Genomic DNA, 14,094 nt, shown 5'->3' on the forward strand with positions numbered 1-14,094 from the left:
GCGATGGGACTCCTGAACTGGTCGTCCAACGAGCACTTCGATCACTCCGGCGACTGCGCCTGCTCCCAGTGCGGCAAGCCCACCCCGATGCGCTCCCACAACGGTGAGCCCGTTCACAAGGTGTGCGCGGAGGACTGGAACGACCGCAATCCGAGCGCCCCGCGCCACCAGCACGAGGGCCGCGATCTGGGCACCTCCCGCTATCACTCCGACCCGCCGCGCAAGAGCCGCAAGGACGGTGCTCGATGACCTTGACCGCCACTGCGGCGGGCCTCGACCCGATCACCCTGGGGGACCTTCTCAGGGTGGCCGGGTCGGACGGCTTCGACCGCTGGCAAGACCAGATCCGCCGCACCGGGGGATGCTCCGATCCGATCCACCTCACCGGCTGGTCCCTCACCAAGGACAAGACGACCGGTGAGACCCTGCACCACTACTCCACCGAGGGTGAGCCCGGCGGACGGCTGCGTATCGCCTGCGGCAACCGCCGCGCCTCCCGCTGCCCCTCCTGCGCCTGGACGTACGCGGGCGACACCTACCACCTGATCCGCGCCGGACTCGCGGGCGACGACCGCCGCGACATCCCCGGCACCGTCCGGGATCACCCGCGCGTCTTCGCCACGCTCACCGCTCCGTCCTTCGGCCCTGTCCACAACCGGCCCAGCTCCGGCCGCTGCCGCTGCGGCGTCCAGCACCTCGAGGACGCACCGGAACTCGGCACCGCCCTCGACCCCGCAACGTACGACTACGCCGCCGCGGTCCTCTTCAACAACCACGCGGGCGACCTGTGGATGCGCTTCATCAACCGGCTGCGCCGCGAGATCGCTGCCCGCGCCGGACTCTCACAGCGCGAGCTCAAGGAAGCGGCCCGCCTCTCGTACGGCAAGGTCGCCGAGTTCCAAAAGCGCGGCGCGATCCACTTCCACGCCGTGATCCGCCTCGACGGCCCCGACGGGCCAGAGGCTGCGCCCCCGTCGTGGGCCAGCGTCGACCTCCTCGCCGACGCCATCCGCGCCGCCTCCTCGCACTCGTACACCTCGGTCTCTGTGCCGGCCGTTTCAGACCAGCCCGCCCGCACCTTCCGCTGGGGCAAACAGCTCGACGTACGGCCCGTGAAAGCGTTCGGCGACGGCTCCGACATCACAGAACAGGCGGTCGCCTCCTACGTCGCCAAGTACGCCACCAAAGCCGCGGAGAACACCGGCACCCTCGACCGCCGCATCGGCGAACTCGCCGAACTCGATCGCTACGGCGTCCCCGACCACGCCTGCCGCCTGATCGCCGCATGCCGAGACCTCGACGGCCTCTACCCGGACCGGCGCCTCTGGGCCTGGGCCCACATGCTCGGCTTCCGCGGCCACTTCTCCTCGAAGTCCCGCCGATACTCGACCACCCTCGGCGAGCTTCGTCAGGCTCGCGCCGACTTCCGTGCTGCCCAAGAACGCGAAGCCCTCGGCTCGCCCGACTTCGAACCGGACACGGTCCTCGTCCTGGCCGACTGGCAGTACGCCGGACATGGCCACAGCCCTGGCGAATCCGCCCTCGCCGCCACGATCGCCCGAGACCTCCAGCTCAACCGCGACACCGCCCGCGAAGCCCTGAAAGACCAGTTCATCCTGGAAGGAGCCGCAGCGTGACCACCGCCACTGCAGAGCTGCTGACCGTGCCCGAGGTTATGACACGGCTCAAGCTCGGACGCTCCAAGGTCTACGACCTGATCCGCACTCACCGGCTGCCGTCGTTCACCATCGGCCGTGCCCGCCGCATCCCCGCCGACGCCGTACAGGACTTCATCCGTGAGCAGATGGCGGAGGCTGCCTGATGTCTATGCGCCGTAGCCGTGGTGACGGTGGTCTGCACTGGGATGAGAAGCGGCAGCGTTGGATCGCCACCGCCAATCTCGGCTTCGACCCGAGCGGCAAGAGGATCGTCAAGCGGGGGAGTGGCCGGACCAAGACCGAGGCGAAAAACAAGCTCAAGGAGGTGTTGCGCGATCACGAGGACGGGCTCGCCATCGCGCCCACCAACTACACGGTCGCGGACGCGGTGAACGACTGGCTGACGTACGGCCTGGCGGGGCGCGATGAGGGAACGGTCGAGACCGTCACGCTGCTGAGCCGGATTCATGTGATCCCAGGCCTGGGGGCGCGAAAGCTTCGTGATCTCAGCGCGGAGGACGTCGACCGCTGGCTGGCGGTCAAGGCTCGGTCGCTCAGCACGCGCACTCTGCAAGGCCTGCACTCCTGCCTGAACCGCTCAGTCAAGCGGGCCATGGCGCGGGACAAGGTGAAGCGCAACGTCGTCGAGCTGTGCGCCGTTCCGGCCGGCCGTCCGGGGCGCCCTTCCAAGGCGCTCACCTTGGTCCAGGCGGAGGCCGTGCTCAAGGCGGCTGAGGGGACTTCGATGCACGCATACATCGTCGTCGCCCTGCTGACCGGTGCCCGCACCGAGGAGCTGCGTGCGCTGACCTGGGATCACGTGTTCCTCAGCGGCAGGCCGGAAGCCAATCCGCCGCAGCCTCCGCACATCGCCGTGTGGCGGTCGGTCCGGCGTGGAGGGGACACCAAGACGCGAAAGTCCCGGCGCACGCTCGCCCTGCCGACACGTTGCGTAGAGGTCTTGTGGGCCCAGTTCGAGGACCAGGGCTGGGAGCGCCTCGCTGCCGGTGACGACTGGGAGGAGAACGGGCTCGTCTTCTCCTCGGCCGTCGGCAAACCGTTGGATGCGCCCAACGTCCGTCGTGCCTTCCGGGTGGCGCTCAAGGACGCCGAGGGGATCAATGCCGACGACTGGACGCCTCGGGAACTGCGGCACAGCTTCGTCTCGCTGCTCTCCGACAGTGGCGTGCCGCTGGAAGAGATTTCTCGGCTCGTCGGCCACTCTGGGACCGCCGTGACTGAGGAGGTCTACCGCAAGCAGATCCGGCCCGTGATCCAGACCGGCGCGGTGGCCATGGACGGCATCTTCAAGCGGGACCTGGAGCGGTAGACACGCATACAGAAACAGGTCAACCACCTACTCAAATGAGTAGGTGGTTGACCTGGTGTTTCAGCTGTCGGGGTGGCGGGATTTGAACCCACGACCTCTTCGTCCCGAACGAAGCGCGCTGCCAAGCTGCGCTACACCCCGATGTCGTTGCTCCACTGTCCTGCGGTTCCGCAGGTCGTGGCGACATCGATTACTTTAGCGGACCGGCGGCCGTAGACGAAATCCGGTTTTCTCAGGGCCCGGGGGTCAGGGTCAGGAGGGTCGCCTCCGGGGGGCAGGCGAAGCGGACCGGGGTGTACCGGTTGGCGCCGCAGCCGGCCGAGACGTGCAGGTAGGAGCGGTGTCCTCCGGCCTCGTGGGTCGACAGGCCCTTCACGCGGTCCGTGTCCAGGTCGCAGTTGGTGACCAGCGCCCCGTAGAAGGGGATGCAGACCTGGCCGCCGTGGGTGTGCCCCGCCAGTACCAGCGGGTAGCCGTCCGCGGTGAACGCGTCCAGGGACCGCAGGTACGGCGCGTGCACGATGCCCATCGAGAAGTCGGCGCCCGAGTCCGGGCCGCCCGCCACGTGCGCGTACCGGTCGCGCTTGATGTGCGGGTCGTCGAGGCCCGTGAAGCCGATCTCCATGCCGTCGATCTTGAGGGCGGCCCGCCTGTTGGTGAGGTTCAGCCAGCCCGCCGCGTCGAAGCCGTCGCGCAGGTCTTCCCACGGGTTGTGGACGACGCCGACCGCGGGGGCATTGCCGTTGAGGCCGTGGGCGCCGCGGGCCTTCTCGAAGAGATAGCGGACCGGGTTGCGGGGCTTGGGGCCGTAGTAGTCGTTCGAGCCGAAGACGTACGCCCCCGGAAAGTCCATCAGTGGGCCCAGCGCGTCCAGGACCTCCGGCACGCCCTCCGTGTCGGACAGGTTGTCACCCGTGTTGATCACGAAGTCGGGGCGCAGGCCGGCCAGGGAGCGCAGCCAGCGCTGTTTCTTGTGCTGGCCGCCGACCATGTGGATGTCGGACACCTGGAGAACGCGCAGCGGGCGCATCCCCGCGGGAAGCACCGGGACCGTGACCCGTCGGAGGCGGAACGATCGGGCTTCGAACCCCGCCGCGTAGATCAGTCCGGCGGCGCCCGCCGCCGTGATGCCTGCTGTCACTTTCAGGGGAATCCCGTATCGCGCGCGCATACGTCCATCGTGTCAGACCCGGCAGGTCCCGGAAATCAAGGGGCGTTGGGCCTTGTGCACCTGCGACAATCGCTGCATGACCACGCTCAAGTCGAAGCTGCAGGAAGACCTCACCGCCGCGATCCGGGGGCGTGACGAGCTGCGCTCCTCGACGCTCCGGCTCACCCTCTCCGCCATCACGAAGGAGGAGGTCGCGGGCAAGACGGCGCGCGAGCTCTCCGACGACGAGGTGCAGAAGGTGATCACGCGCGAGGCGAAGAAGCGCCGCGAGGCCGCCGAGGCGTTCGCGCAGGGCGGCCGCACCGAGCAGGCGGAGCGGGAGAAGGCGGAGGGTGAGGTGCTCGCCGAGTACCTGCCCAAGCAGCTCTCCGACGACGAGCTGCACCAGATCGTCGCCCAAGCGGTCGAGGAGGCGAAGGCGGCCGGCGCCGAGGGACCGCGCGCCATGGGCCAGGTCATGAAGATCGTGAACCCGAAGGTCGCGGGCCTGGCGGAGGGCGGCCGCGTGGCCGCCGTCGTGAAGCAGCTGCTCGCGGGCTGAGCGAGCCGGCCCTGCGGGGCGTCGCGGTACTCGGCCCTCACCACGCATACGCCGATGGGGCGCCCCCGGTAAAGGGGGCGCCCCATCGGCGTACCGTCACGGCCCGGGCGCCACTCGCCTCGGCGGAGGACTCAGTGGCGGCCGCCCCCGTGTCCGTTGCCGCCACCGAGGACGCCCGGCGGGAGGGTGATGCCGGGCCAGGGGCTCTTGCCCTTGCCCTTGCTGCCCGGGCTTCCGTCGTCCTGGCCCGGGTCCTCGCCCGGGTCCTCGTCGGGGTCCCTCCCCCTGTCCCTGTCGGGGTCGGGGATGTCGATCAGGTTGAAGTCGGGGGACGGCTTGCCGGAGAGGGCGCCGACCATGGCGTCCCTCCAGATGGGTCCGGGGACCTGGCCGCCGAAGACCTTCGGCTGGTACTGGCCGCCGATGGTGATGTTCTCCATCTCGACGTTCTGCAGGGCGCTGCCGACCCAGACCGCGCCGGACAGGTTCGGCGTGTACCCCACGAACCAGGCGTTCTTGCGGCTGTCGGTCGTACCGGTCTTGCCCGCGTTGTCGCGGTCCGTCAGACCGGCCTCCCGGCCCGTACCGGAGTCGATCACGCCGCTCAGCAGGGTGTTGATGCTGTCGGCGGTCTTCGTGGTCATCGCGCGCGAGCACGAGGACTTCGGCACCGGCAGCGACTTGTCGCCGGGGGCCGTGATCGACTCGATGGCGATCGGCGTGCAGTACGTGCCGCGGTTGGCGAAGGCGGCGTACGCGCTCGCCATGGTCAGCGGCGAGATGCCCTTGGAGCCGAGAACGATGGCCGGGACCTCGGGGAGCTTGTCGCCGTTGCCCTGGACGACGCCCAGCTTGTCGGCCATGTCCATCACCGGGCACATCCCGGTGTCGCCGATCATCTGCACGAAGTAGGTGTTGATGGACTTGGCCATCGCCTCCTCCAGCTCGTACGGACCGAACTCGGACCTGTTCTCGTTCTCCACGGTGAAGCCGCCGTTGTTCACCCACGGCTTGCCGCTGCACGTCTGCACGGACTTCGGATACGGCATCCGGTACGGCGCCGGGTACGACTTCGTCACCGGGGTGCCCTGCTCCAGGGCGGCGGCGGCGAGGAACGGCTTGAACGTCGAACCCGTCGGGAAGCCGAAGTTCGACCCGCTCATCTTGCGGTCGACCGAGTAGTTGATCTGGGTCTCGTTCTTGCCGAAGCCGTACGGCTTCGACTGGCCCATGCCGAGGATCTTGCCGGTGCCCGGCTCGACGAACGTGGCCGCCGTCGCGACCTTGTCCGTCTGGTAGACGTGATCCTTGATCGACGACTGCACCGATTCCTGGGTCTGCGGGTCGAGGGTGGTCTGCACCCTCAGACCGCCGCGGTTCCAGAGCTTCGCCCGCGCTTCCTTCGTCTTGCCGAAGACGGGGTCGGTGAGGAACACCTCGCGCACGTAGTCGCAGAAGAAGCCCGCGCCCTTGACCGCCGTGATGCAGCCGTTCTGCGGCTTGCTGATCTTCAGGCCGAGCGGCTTCTCCTTGGCGCGGTCCGCCTCGTCCTGGGAGATGTCGTGCGTCTCGGCCATCCGCTGGAGCACGACGTTCCGTCGCTTGGTGGCCTCCGCCTCGTCGTTGACGGGGTCGTAGCGGCTCGGGGACTGGACGATGCCGGCCAGCATCGCCGCCTCCTCCATCGTCAGGTCCTTCGCCGACTTGGAGAAGTACCGCTGCGAGGCCGCCTGGACGCCGTACGCCTGCTCACCGAAGTACGTGATGTTCAGGTAGTTGGCGAGGATGCGCTTCTTGCCGAGCTTGTCCTCGAGCTGGATCGCGTACTTGAGTTCGCGGATCTTGCGGCCGATCGTCTGCTGGGTGGCCTGGGCGAGCTTCGTCGGGTCGTCGCCGGCCTCCTCCATGAAGACGTTCTTCACGTACTGCTGGGTGAGCGTGGACGCCCCCTGCGTGACACCGCCGTTCTGCGCGTTCTCGTTGATCGCGCGCAGGATGCCCTTCAGGTCGACGGCGCCGTGCTCGTAGAACCGAGAGTCCTCGATCGCGACGAGCGCCTTCTGCATGTACGGCGAGATGTCCTTGAGGGGCACCACCGTGCGGTCGCGCGAGTAGACCGTCGCGATCGCGCCGCCCTGGTTGTCCAGGATCGTGGTGCGCTGACTGAGGGGCGGCTGCTTGAGGTTGGCCGGGATGTCGTCGAATCCCTCGACCGAGCCCTTCGCGGCGAGGCCGAGCGCCCCCGCCGCGGGCAACGCGATTCCGGCGAGGACGGCTCCCGCCAGGACACTGACACCAAGGAACTTGGCGGCCTGCTGAGTCGGTGACAGTCCACCGCCCGAGCGCTTCTTTCCCATGAGGGCAGCCTACGTTCTGATTCTCCGGACAGGCGTATATGCCTTGGCCTAAGCTGCACTCAACTGTCACAGCAGTGCGGTCTCGTATCAAGACGTCCGGCGAACCCGAATCGTTCCGGTAGTCATCTCACCACTCCGCCGCGGCCGTTCCGCGGCCGGTGTGGACGTGTCCGAAACCGCCTTGAGTGTCACCCGATGTCCGCTGTGACTCAACTGAAACACCCCGGTTTGCCGGTTTTGTCGCGCATGCCCTCGGCTCACTCCGTCGGGTGATCTGCCGCTTACGCATAGTCCGTTCGGGCCATTCAAGATTGGGCCCGAAGGGGGTGTTGCGCTGTGCCCACCTTCCGTAACGTCCTCAACTGGCGGCGGTGAATATGCCGCTGCCGCCGTGGGGGAGCCTCGATTCGGGAGAGGACGGCGCCGGTATGGGCTGGGTAACCGACTGGAGTGCGCAGGCGGCCTGCCGCACTACCGATCCAGATGAACTGTTCGTTCAAGGAGCAGCGCAGAACCGGGCGAAGGCGGTGTGCACCGGATGCCCGGTGCGGACCGAGTGCCTGGCCGACGCGCTGGACAACCGCGTCGAGTTCGGCGTGTGGGGTGGCATGACTGAGCGGGAACGCCGCGCACTTCTGCGCAGGCGTCCCACCGTCACCTCGTGGCGCCGGCTGCTCGAGACGGCTCGTACGGAGTACGAGCGCGGTGCGGGCCTGCTGCCCGTGGACATCGATGACGACGAGACGTACGAGAGGTACGCCGCCGTGGGGTGAGGGGGCCGAGCTCCCTCGAGGGCGCCCGGGGGGTGCGAGCCGTGTGGTGGCCCGCGCCTCGCGAGACGCCCGTACGGCTCACACAGCTCCGGCCGGGTCCGCACCGGCCGCGAGCCGGTCCCCGATGCTCCTGAGGCCTGCCAGGTCGTGCACATCGCCGGGCAGGGCTCCGACTTCGGTGACCGCCACCTCCGGGTGGAGCGCCGCGAAGCGGTCGCGTGTGCGTTGCTCGCGCGCCAGTAGCTGCATGCGTTCCGCGTGCAATCGCAGGAGCCCTGCCGTGAGTTGGTCCGGGGTCGTGCGATCCGTGGTCGCGTGGTCTGGGGGTGTGTCGTCCGTGGTCGCGCCGGCAGGCGTGCTTGTGGCCGGCGAGTTGGGCGCGGGTGTCGATGCCGTTGCGCTATATGGGGTTTTGTCCGGCGTCTGGGCATGCTCGTCGGGCGTGTCCCTTGCTGGGGCGGGGGAGCCTGCTTCGGGAGAGGTACGCAGCTCTACATTCCCGCCCCCCTGATCCACAATGCCGCGATCGTCAAGATTTTCTGCGGCGGCGAGGGCACGCTCGGCCGACAGCTGGGCGGCACCGCTGCCGTGCACCCGGTTCAGTACGAGCCCGGCCAGCGGCATGTCCTCGGCGGCGAGGCGCTCCACGAAGTACGCCGCCTCGCGCAGTGCGTCCCGCTCCGGCGCCGCCACCACCAGGAACGCCGTACCGGGGGCCTGGAGCAGCTTGTACGTCGCGTCGGCGCGCGTGCGGAAGCCGCCGAACATCGTGTCCATCGCCGCCACGAACGTCTGTACGTCGCGCAGGAGTTGGCCGCCCAGAAGCTTCCCGAGCGCGCCCGTCATCATCGACATCCCGACGTTCAGGAACTTCATGCCGGCCCGGCCGCCGACCTTCGCCGGTGCCATCAGGACGCGGATCAGCTTGCCGTCCAGGAATGAGCCGAGACGTTTCGGCGCGTCCAGGAAGTCGAGCGCCGAGCGGGACGGCGGCGTGTCGACGACGATCAGATCCCACTCGTCCCGGGCCCGCAGCTGGCCCAGCTTCTCCATCGCCATGTACTCCTGCGTGCCCGCGAAGCCCGCCGAGAGCGACTGGTAGAAGGGGTTGCTCAGAATCGCCTCGGCCCGCTGGCCGTCCGCGTGCGCCTCGACGATCTCGTCGAACGTGCGCTTCATGTCGAGCATCATCGCGTGCAGTTCGCCGCCCGCCGTCTCGTCGATGCCCTTCACGCGGCGCGGTGTGTTGTCCAGCGAGTCGATGCCCATCGACTGGGCCAGCCTGCGGGCCGGGTCGATCGTCAGCACGACGACCTTGCGGCCGCGCTCCGCGGCGCGCAGGCCGAGCGCCGCCGCCGTCGTCGTCTTGCCGACGCCACCGGAGCCGCAGCACACCACGATGCGGGTCCGGGGGTCGTCGATGAGTGGGTCCACATCGAGTACGTGGGTGTCAGTCGCGTTCAGGCTCAGGGACGACGCCATGTGTCTCTAGATCCCTTGCTTCCGCAGTTCCGTGGCCAGCCGGTACAGGCCCGCCAGGTCCATCCCCTCGGTCAGCAGCGGCAGTTCGTGCAGAGGCAGGCCCGAATCGGCCAGCACCGCGCGCTGGCTGTGCTCCAGCTCGTGCCGTTCCGCGTACTCCGCCGCCTGGTCGAGAAGCGGGGTCACGAGGCGTTCCGCGCCGCCGCCTCTGCGGGCGCCGCCCAGGCCCGCCGAGGACAGGGACTTGGCGATGGCCGTCCGGGGCACGCCGCCGCGCGCCAGCGCCAGTTCGGCCTCGTCGAGGACCGCCGGGCGCACCATGTTCACGATGAGCCGGCCCACGGGGAGGTTCGCGGCCTGCAGCTCCGCGATGCCGTCCGACGTCTCCTGGACGGGCATCTCCTCCAGCAGCGTCACCAAGTGCACCGCCGTCTCGGGTGACTTGAGGACCCGCATGACCGCCTGCGCCTGGTTGTGTATCGGGCCGATCTTGGCCAGGCCCGCGACCTCGTCGTTCACGTTGAGGAACCGCGTGATGCGGCCCGTCGGCGGGGCGTCCATCACCACGTAGTCGTAGGTGTATTTGTTCTGTTTCGTCTTGCGGCGCACCGCCTCGCAGGCCTTGCCCGTCAGGAGTACGTCCCTCAGGCCCGGCGCCACCGTTGTCGCGAAGTCGATCGCGCCCAGCTTTTTGAGCGCCCTTCCCGCGCCGCCCAGCTTGTAGAACATCTGGAGGTAGTCCAGCAGCGCCAGCTCCGGGTCGATGGCGAGTGCGAACACCTCGCCGCCCCCCGGGGCCACCGCGATCTTCCGTTCCTCGTACGGCAGCGCTTCCGTTTCGAAGAGCTGTGCGATGCCCTGGCGTCCTTCCACCTCCACCAGGAGAGTGCGCTTGCCCTCGGTCGCGAGGGCGAGCGCCAGTGCGGCGGCGACCGTGGTCTTTCCGGTACCGCCCTTGCCGCTGACGACCTGGAGCCTGCTCACGTCATCGAGCCTAACCAGTCCGCGCGCGGGCTACGCAGGAGGCTGTCGGTCATCGCCGGTCCAGCGGCTACAGTCGGCCGTATGACCAAGTGGGAATACGCGACCGTGCCCCTTCTCGTGCACGCGACCAAGCAGATTCTGGACACCTGGGGCGAGGACGGCTGGGAGCTCGTCCAGGTCGTGCCCGGGCCGAACAACCCCGAGCAGCTCGTGGCCTACCTGAAGCGGGAGAAGGCATGAGCGGGATCGTCGACGCGCGCCTCGCCGAACTCGGGCTGACTCTGCCCGAGGTCGTGCCGCCGCTCGCCTCTTACCAGCCGGCCGTGCAGTCCGGTGTGTACGTGTACACGGCCGGCCAGCTGCCGATGGTGGACGGGAAGCTTCCGGTCACCGGGAAGGTGGGGGCCGAGGTCACCGCCGAGCAGGCCAAGGAACTGGCCCGTACGTGTGCGCTGAACGCGCTCGCCGCGGTGAAGTCCGTTGCCGGCGATCTCGATCGGGTCGCCCGGGTGGTGAAGGTCGTCGGGTTCGTCGCCTCCGCGCCCGACTTCACCGGGCAGCCGGGTGTGGTGAACGGGGCCAGTGAGCTCTTCGCCGAGGTTCTGGGCGAGAAGGGTGTGCACGCTCGGTCCGCCGTGGGTGTGGCCGTTCTGCCGCTGGACGCGCCTGTTGAGGTCGAGGTGCAGGTCGAACTCGTTTCGGCTTGAGCGAATCGCTCCGCTGAGGGGCGTGGTTCGTGGGCCGCGGTTCGTGGCCGTGGGCCGTGGGCCGTGGTTCGTGGTTCGTCGGCCGTGGTTCGGTCGGGTCGGTTGAGGCCCTGGGGCCGCTCCGGGTCCGTTCTGGTGCGCTCCGTCCGGTGAGGGCGGGGCCGCGCCGGGATGTACGTGCTCGCTGTTCTATGGCGTGACGTTTCCCAGCCGATTGCCGGCATGTGGTGCTGGTGGCTCCGCGCGCACATCCCGCCACGGCCCCTCTCGTCTCGTACGCGGCTGCGGGGCCGTGGGTGATCTGCCGGTCCGGCTCGCCTGTATGCGACTGCGGGGCGGTGGGTGATCGAGGGGCTCGTTTGTGTGCGGCTGCGGCTGCGGCTGCGGCTGCGGGCGTGGGTGGTTCCGTGGTTCGGCTGTTCTGTGTGCGGGGCGGTGGGCGGTTCTTGGGGCTCTGTCGTACTTGATCGTCTGTGGCTCTCGAACATCCGCTTGGTAGCGGATAGCCTCCGGCCATGGCGAATGGGCAGTGGTATCCCCCGGAGTGGCCCGAGCGGATTCGTGCGCTCGCGGCGGGTGAGCTGGCGGCCGCCGTGCCGCGGCGGGCCGCGACCGTCATGCTTCTGCGGGACGCGGTCGCCGGTCCCGAGGTGCACATGCTGCGTCGACGCGCCTCCATGGCTTTCGCCGGGGGCGCGTACGCGTATCCGGGCGGGGGTGTGGATCCCCGTGACGACGAGTCGGTCGTGCGGTGGGGCGGGCCCTCGCGTGCGGCGTGGGCGGCGCGGCTCGGCGTGGACGAGAAGTCGGCGCAGGCGATCGTGTGCGCCGCAGTGCGGGAGACGTACGAGGAGGCGGGCGTGCTGCTCGCCGGGCCCGACGCGGGGTCCGTGGTGGGGGACACGACCGGGGAGTCCTGGGAGGCCGACCGGGAGGCGCTCGTCCGGCGGGAGTTGTCGTTCGGGGAGTTCCTCGGGCGGCGCGAGCTGGTGCTGCGGTCCGATCTGCTGGCCGCCTGGGCGCGGTGGATCACGCCGGAGTTCGAGCCCCGGCGGTACGACACCTGGTTCTTCGTCGCCGCCCTGCCGGAGGGGCAGCGCACCCGTAACGCCTCCACCGAAGCTGACCGGACCGTGTGGATCCGGCCCGATCGGGCGGCCGAGGGGTACGACAAGGGCGAGCTCATGATGATGCCGCCCACGATCGCGACGCTGCGGGCGCTGGGCGGTTTCGACAGCGCCGAGGGTGCCTTTGCGGGGGCCGCGGCGCAGGATCTCTCCCCTGTGCTCGCTCGGGCCCGGCTGGAGGGTGGGGAGATCGTTCTGTCCTGGCCCGGTCATGATGAGTTCACCAAACACATTCCGACCACGTCCGGGGGAGCCTCCGCATGACCCAAGCCTCAGCCCTTCCCGGACAGCCCCGCGGCGGGGTGCTGTCGGGGCCGGCCACCGCGCGCGCGGTCAACGTGCTGGCTCCGAACGCCTCCGCGATGACCCTGGACGGGACCAACACGTGGATCGTTTCCGAGCCTGATTCCGAACTTGCCGTCGTGATCGATCCCGGGCCGCTCGACGACGTGCATCTGAAGCATGTGGTCGCGGTCGCCGAGGCCGCCGGCAAGCGCGTCGCCCTGACGCTCCTCACGCATGGGCATCCCGATCACGCGGAGGGTGCCGGCCGGTTCGCCGAGCTGACCCGCACCGGCGTGCGGGCCCTCGATCCCGATCTGCGGCTCGGGGACGAGGGGCTGGCGGGTGGGGGCGTGGTGACCGTCGGAGGGCTCGAGTTGCGTGTTGTCGCCGCTCCTGGGCACACCGCTGATTCGCTCTGCTTCCATCTGCCCGCCGACCGGGCCGTGCTGACCGGTGACACCGTGCTCGGGCGCGGGACCACCGTCGTCGCCCATCCCGACGGGCGGCTCGGGGACTATCTCGACTCGCTGCGGCGGCTGCGGTCCCTCACCGTCGACGACGGGGTCGACACCGTGCTGCCGGGGCACGGGCCCGTACTCGAAGACGCCCAGGGGGCGGTCGAGTACTACCTCGCCCACCGCGCCAACCGGCTCGCCCAGGTCGAGACCGCCGTCGAGAGCGGTTATGTCTCGGCGTCAGAGATCGTCGCCCATGTGTACGCGGCTGTGGACCGGTCCCTGTGGCCGGCCGCCGAGTTGTCCGTTCTGGCGCAGCTCGATTACCTGAAGGAGCATGGGCTGATCTAGAGGGCCGCCCCGGTCAGGGTCTTCAGGCGGTCCTCGTCCGCGAGGATGTTCAGTTCGGTGATTCTGGCGCCGGTGATCGTGAACGACATCAGCGACGCCGGGCGGCCCTCCGGCAGGGCGAGCAGGCCGAGCGCGCCGTTCACCAGCACGATGCGTACGTGCGGCGCCATGCGCTGGAACGTGATCGCGCCGGACGCCACCGTGCGAGCGCCTCGGACCAGGCGCGACAGGCCCGTCGCGCCGGCGTCCGCCCGTAGCAGCACGTCCGGGTCCAGGACCGCGACCAGGCGTTCGAAGTCGCCTTCGCGGGCCGCCGAGAGGAACGCCTCCACGACCTCGCGCTGCCGTACGGGATCCGTCTCCGGCGGCGGCGCTCCCTGCACGCGGCGGCGCGCGCGGCTCGCCAGCTGCCGGGTCGCCCCCGGCGTGCGCTCCACGATCGGGGCGATGTCGTCGAACGGCACGGCGAACAGGTCGTGCAGCACGAACGCCAGCCGCTCCACCGGTGCCAGCGAGTCCAGGACCACGAGCAGCGCCAGGCCCACCGAGTCGGCCTGGAGCGCCTGTTGTTCGGGATCGGGGGTGTCCAGGCTCGTGACCAAGGGGTCGGGTACGTGCGTCTCCAGGGGCTCTTCGCCCCTCGCCCTGCGCGAACGCAGCAGGTCCAGGCAGATCCGGCCGGTGACGGTGGTGAGCCAGCCGCCCAGGTTCCCGACGGCCGAGATGTCGGACCGCTGCAGCCGCAGCCACGTCTCCTGTACGGCGTCCTCCGCCTCGCTGAGCGAACCGAGCATACGGTAGGCCACGGCGCGCAGGTGACCCCGTGACTCCTCGAACCGCTCGGCCAGGGTGTCCGTCGACGCTGAGCTCATC

15 protein-coding genes and 1 tRNA gene are annotated in these 14,094 nt (G+C 69.4%); 10 read left to right on the forward strand and 6 right to left on the reverse strand.

The window, feature by feature from the left end:
* The first annotated feature begins 3 nt into the window (after positions 1 to 3).
* From ACFC96_RS20060 to ACFC96_RS20075, 4 genes are read left to right on the forward strand one after another with little or no spacing between them, the layout of a single operon-like run.
* Entirely contained in the window at positions 4 to 249 is a 246-nt protein-coding gene (locus tag ACFC96_RS20060; protein WP_376613419.1) for a hypothetical protein, read from the forward strand.
* The gene (gene repSA, locus ACFC96_RS20065; protein ID WP_376613421.1) at positions 246 to 1,637 is read left to right on the forward strand and encodes a replication initiator protein RepSA; all 1,392 of its coding nucleotides are present in this window, start codon (positions 246 to 248) and stop codon (positions 1,635 to 1,637) included. Before ACFC96_RS20060 ends, repSA begins: the two co-directional genes overlap by 4 nt.
* Positions 1,634 to 1,822 carry a helix-turn-helix domain-containing protein gene (locus ACFC96_RS20070; RefSeq protein WP_376613423.1) on the forward strand — a complete coding sequence of 63 codons (189 nt, stop codon included), beginning with the start codon at positions 1,634 to 1,636 and terminating at the stop codon, positions 1,820 to 1,822. Before repSA ends, ACFC96_RS20070 begins: the two co-directional genes overlap by 4 nt.
* Complete coding sequence (locus ACFC96_RS20075; RefSeq protein WP_376613425.1) at positions 1,822 to 2,988, forward strand: tyrosine-type recombinase/integrase; 1,167 nt, start codon at positions 1,822 to 1,824, stop codon at positions 2,986 to 2,988. The genes ACFC96_RS20070 and ACFC96_RS20075 overlap by 1 nt, the downstream gene beginning before the upstream one ends.
* A 67-nt stretch (positions 2,989 to 3,055) precedes the next feature.
* Here ACFC96_RS20075 and ACFC96_RS20080 read toward each other — a convergent pair.
* Both ACFC96_RS20080 and ACFC96_RS20085 read right to left on the reverse strand, forming a co-directional pair.
* Positions 3,056 to 3,129, reverse strand: a tRNA-Pro gene (locus tag ACFC96_RS20080).
* A 91-nt stretch (positions 3,130 to 3,220) separates the two neighbouring features.
* Positions 3,221 to 4,159, reverse strand: a complete 939-nt coding sequence (locus ACFC96_RS20085) for a metallophosphoesterase (protein ID WP_376255779.1) — start codon at positions 4,157 to 4,159, stop codon at positions 3,221 to 3,223.
* 76 nt (positions 4,160 to 4,235) lie between these two features.
* On the opposite strand from ACFC96_RS20085, the gene ACFC96_RS20090 reads away from it, so the two are divergent.
* Positions 4,236 to 4,700 (forward strand): GatB/YqeY domain-containing protein, encoded by a 465-nt coding sequence (locus tag ACFC96_RS20090; protein ID WP_376255781.1) that lies wholly within the window; start codon positions 4,236 to 4,238, stop codon positions 4,698 to 4,700.
* Between the two features lie 131 nt (positions 4,701 to 4,831).
* Here ACFC96_RS20090 and ACFC96_RS20095 read toward each other — a convergent pair whose 3' ends face one another.
* A complete protein-coding gene (locus tag ACFC96_RS20095) occupies positions 4,832 to 7,057 on the reverse strand; it encodes a transglycosylase domain-containing protein (RefSeq protein WP_376255783.1) in 2,226 nt (741 codons plus the stop codon).
* Positions 7,058 to 7,485: 428 nt separating this feature from the next.
* Here ACFC96_RS20095 and ACFC96_RS20100 point away from each other — a divergent pair, with 428 nt between their 5' ends.
* Positions 7,486 to 7,830, forward strand: coding sequence for a WhiB family transcriptional regulator (locus ACFC96_RS20100; RefSeq protein WP_206302096.1), 345 nt, complete (start codon positions 7,486 to 7,488; stop codon positions 7,828 to 7,830).
* A 78-nt stretch (positions 7,831 to 7,908) separates the two neighbouring features.
* On the opposite strand, the gene ACFC96_RS20105 is transcribed toward ACFC96_RS20100, so the two are convergent.
* Together ACFC96_RS20105 and ACFC96_RS20110 are read right to left on the reverse strand one after the other, a co-directional pair.
* Entirely contained in the window at positions 7,909 to 9,312 is a 1,404-nt protein-coding gene (locus ACFC96_RS20105) for an ArsA-related P-loop ATPase (RefSeq protein ID WP_376613427.1), read from the reverse strand.
* A 6-nt stretch (positions 9,313 to 9,318) separates the two neighbouring features.
* On the reverse strand, positions 9,319 to 10,296 hold the full coding sequence (locus ACFC96_RS20110; RefSeq protein WP_376255787.1) for an ArsA family ATPase: 978 nt from the start codon (positions 10,294 to 10,296) through the stop codon (positions 9,319 to 9,321).
* Positions 10,297 to 10,377: 81 nt separating this feature from the next.
* Here ACFC96_RS20110 and ACFC96_RS20115 point away from each other — a divergent pair, with 81 nt between their 5' ends.
* The 4 genes from ACFC96_RS20115 to ACFC96_RS20130 all read left to right on the forward strand — a co-directional run bounded on the left by ACFC96_RS20115 (position 10,378) and on the right by ACFC96_RS20130 (position 13,221).
* Positions 10,378 to 10,536 (forward strand): DUF4177 domain-containing protein, encoded by a 159-nt coding sequence (locus ACFC96_RS20115; protein WP_003967454.1) that lies wholly within the window; start codon positions 10,378 to 10,380, stop codon positions 10,534 to 10,536.
* The gene (locus ACFC96_RS20120; RefSeq protein ID WP_376255789.1) at positions 10,533 to 11,003 is read left to right on the forward strand and encodes a RidA family protein; all 471 of its coding nucleotides are present in this window, start codon (positions 10,533 to 10,535) and stop codon (positions 11,001 to 11,003) included. Before ACFC96_RS20115 ends, ACFC96_RS20120 begins: the two co-directional genes overlap by 4 nt.
* 515 nt (positions 11,004 to 11,518) lie before the next feature.
* Positions 11,519 to 12,394, forward strand: a complete 876-nt coding sequence (locus ACFC96_RS20125; protein WP_376255791.1) for an NUDIX hydrolase — start codon at positions 11,519 to 11,521, stop codon at positions 12,392 to 12,394.
* Positions 12,391 to 13,221: an MBL fold metallo-hydrolase gene (locus ACFC96_RS20130; protein ID WP_376613429.1), complete on the forward strand. Its 831-nt coding sequence runs from the start codon at positions 12,391 to 12,393 to the stop codon at positions 13,219 to 13,221. The genes ACFC96_RS20125 and ACFC96_RS20130 overlap by 4 nt, the downstream gene beginning before the upstream one ends.
* Here ACFC96_RS20130 and ACFC96_RS20135 read toward each other — a convergent pair.
* Positions 13,218 to 14,093, reverse strand: a complete 876-nt coding sequence (locus tag ACFC96_RS20135) for a sigma-70 family RNA polymerase sigma factor (protein WP_376255795.1) — start codon at positions 14,091 to 14,093, stop codon at positions 13,218 to 13,220. The genes ACFC96_RS20130 and ACFC96_RS20135 overlap by 4 nt on opposite strands.
* Position 14,094 lies beyond the last annotated feature (1 nt).

The sequence above is a fragment of the Streptomyces sp. NPDC055955 genome (assembly GCF_042270245.1).
In the GTDB taxonomy this organism is placed as follows: Bacteria; Actinomycetota; Actinomycetes; order Streptomycetales; family Streptomycetaceae; genus Streptomyces.

Bases quoted from the DNA above. Each gene is read 5' to 3' on its own strand.
- repSA (WP_376613421.1), top strand. From the start codon at position 246: ATGACCTTGACCGCCACTGCGGCGGGCCTCGACCCGATCACCCTGGGG.
- ACFC96_RS20115 (WP_003967454.1), top strand. From the start codon at position 10,378: ATGACCAAGTGGGAATACGCGACCGTGCCCCTTCTCGTGCACGCGACC.
- ACFC96_RS20125 (WP_376255791.1), top strand. From the start codon at position 11,519: ATGGCGAATGGGCAGTGGTATCCCCCGGAGTGGCCCGAGCGGATTCGT.
- ACFC96_RS20135 (WP_376255795.1), bottom strand. From the start codon at position 14,093: ATGAGCTCAGCGTCGACGGACACCCTGGCCGAGCGGTTCGAGGAGTCA.
- ACFC96_RS20095 (WP_376255783.1), bottom strand. From the start codon at position 7,057: ATGGGAAAGAAGCGCTCGGGCGGTGGACTGTCACCGACTCAGCAGGCC.
- ACFC96_RS20105 (WP_376613427.1), bottom strand. From the start codon at position 9,312: ATGGCGTCGTCCCTGAGCCTGAACGCGACTGACACCCACGTACTCGAT.
- ACFC96_RS20120 (WP_376255789.1), top strand. From the start codon at position 10,533: ATGAGCGGGATCGTCGACGCGCGCCTCGCCGAACTCGGGCTGACTCTG.
- ACFC96_RS20100 (WP_206302096.1), top strand. From the start codon at position 7,486: ATGGGCTGGGTAACCGACTGGAGTGCGCAGGCGGCCTGCCGCACTACC.
- ACFC96_RS20085 (WP_376255779.1), bottom strand. From the start codon at position 4,159: ATGCGCGCGCGATACGGGATTCCCCTGAAAGTGACAGCAGGCATCACG.
- ACFC96_RS20075 (WP_376613425.1), top strand. From the start codon at position 1,822: ATGTCTATGCGCCGTAGCCGTGGTGACGGTGGTCTGCACTGGGATGAG.
- ACFC96_RS20130 (WP_376613429.1), top strand. From the start codon at position 12,391: ATGACCCAAGCCTCAGCCCTTCCCGGACAGCCCCGCGGCGGGGTGCTG.
- ACFC96_RS20090 (WP_376255781.1), top strand. From the start codon at position 4,236: ATGACCACGCTCAAGTCGAAGCTGCAGGAAGACCTCACCGCCGCGATC.
- ACFC96_RS20060 (WP_376613419.1), top strand. From the start codon at position 4: ATGGGACTCCTGAACTGGTCGTCCAACGAGCACTTCGATCACTCCGGC.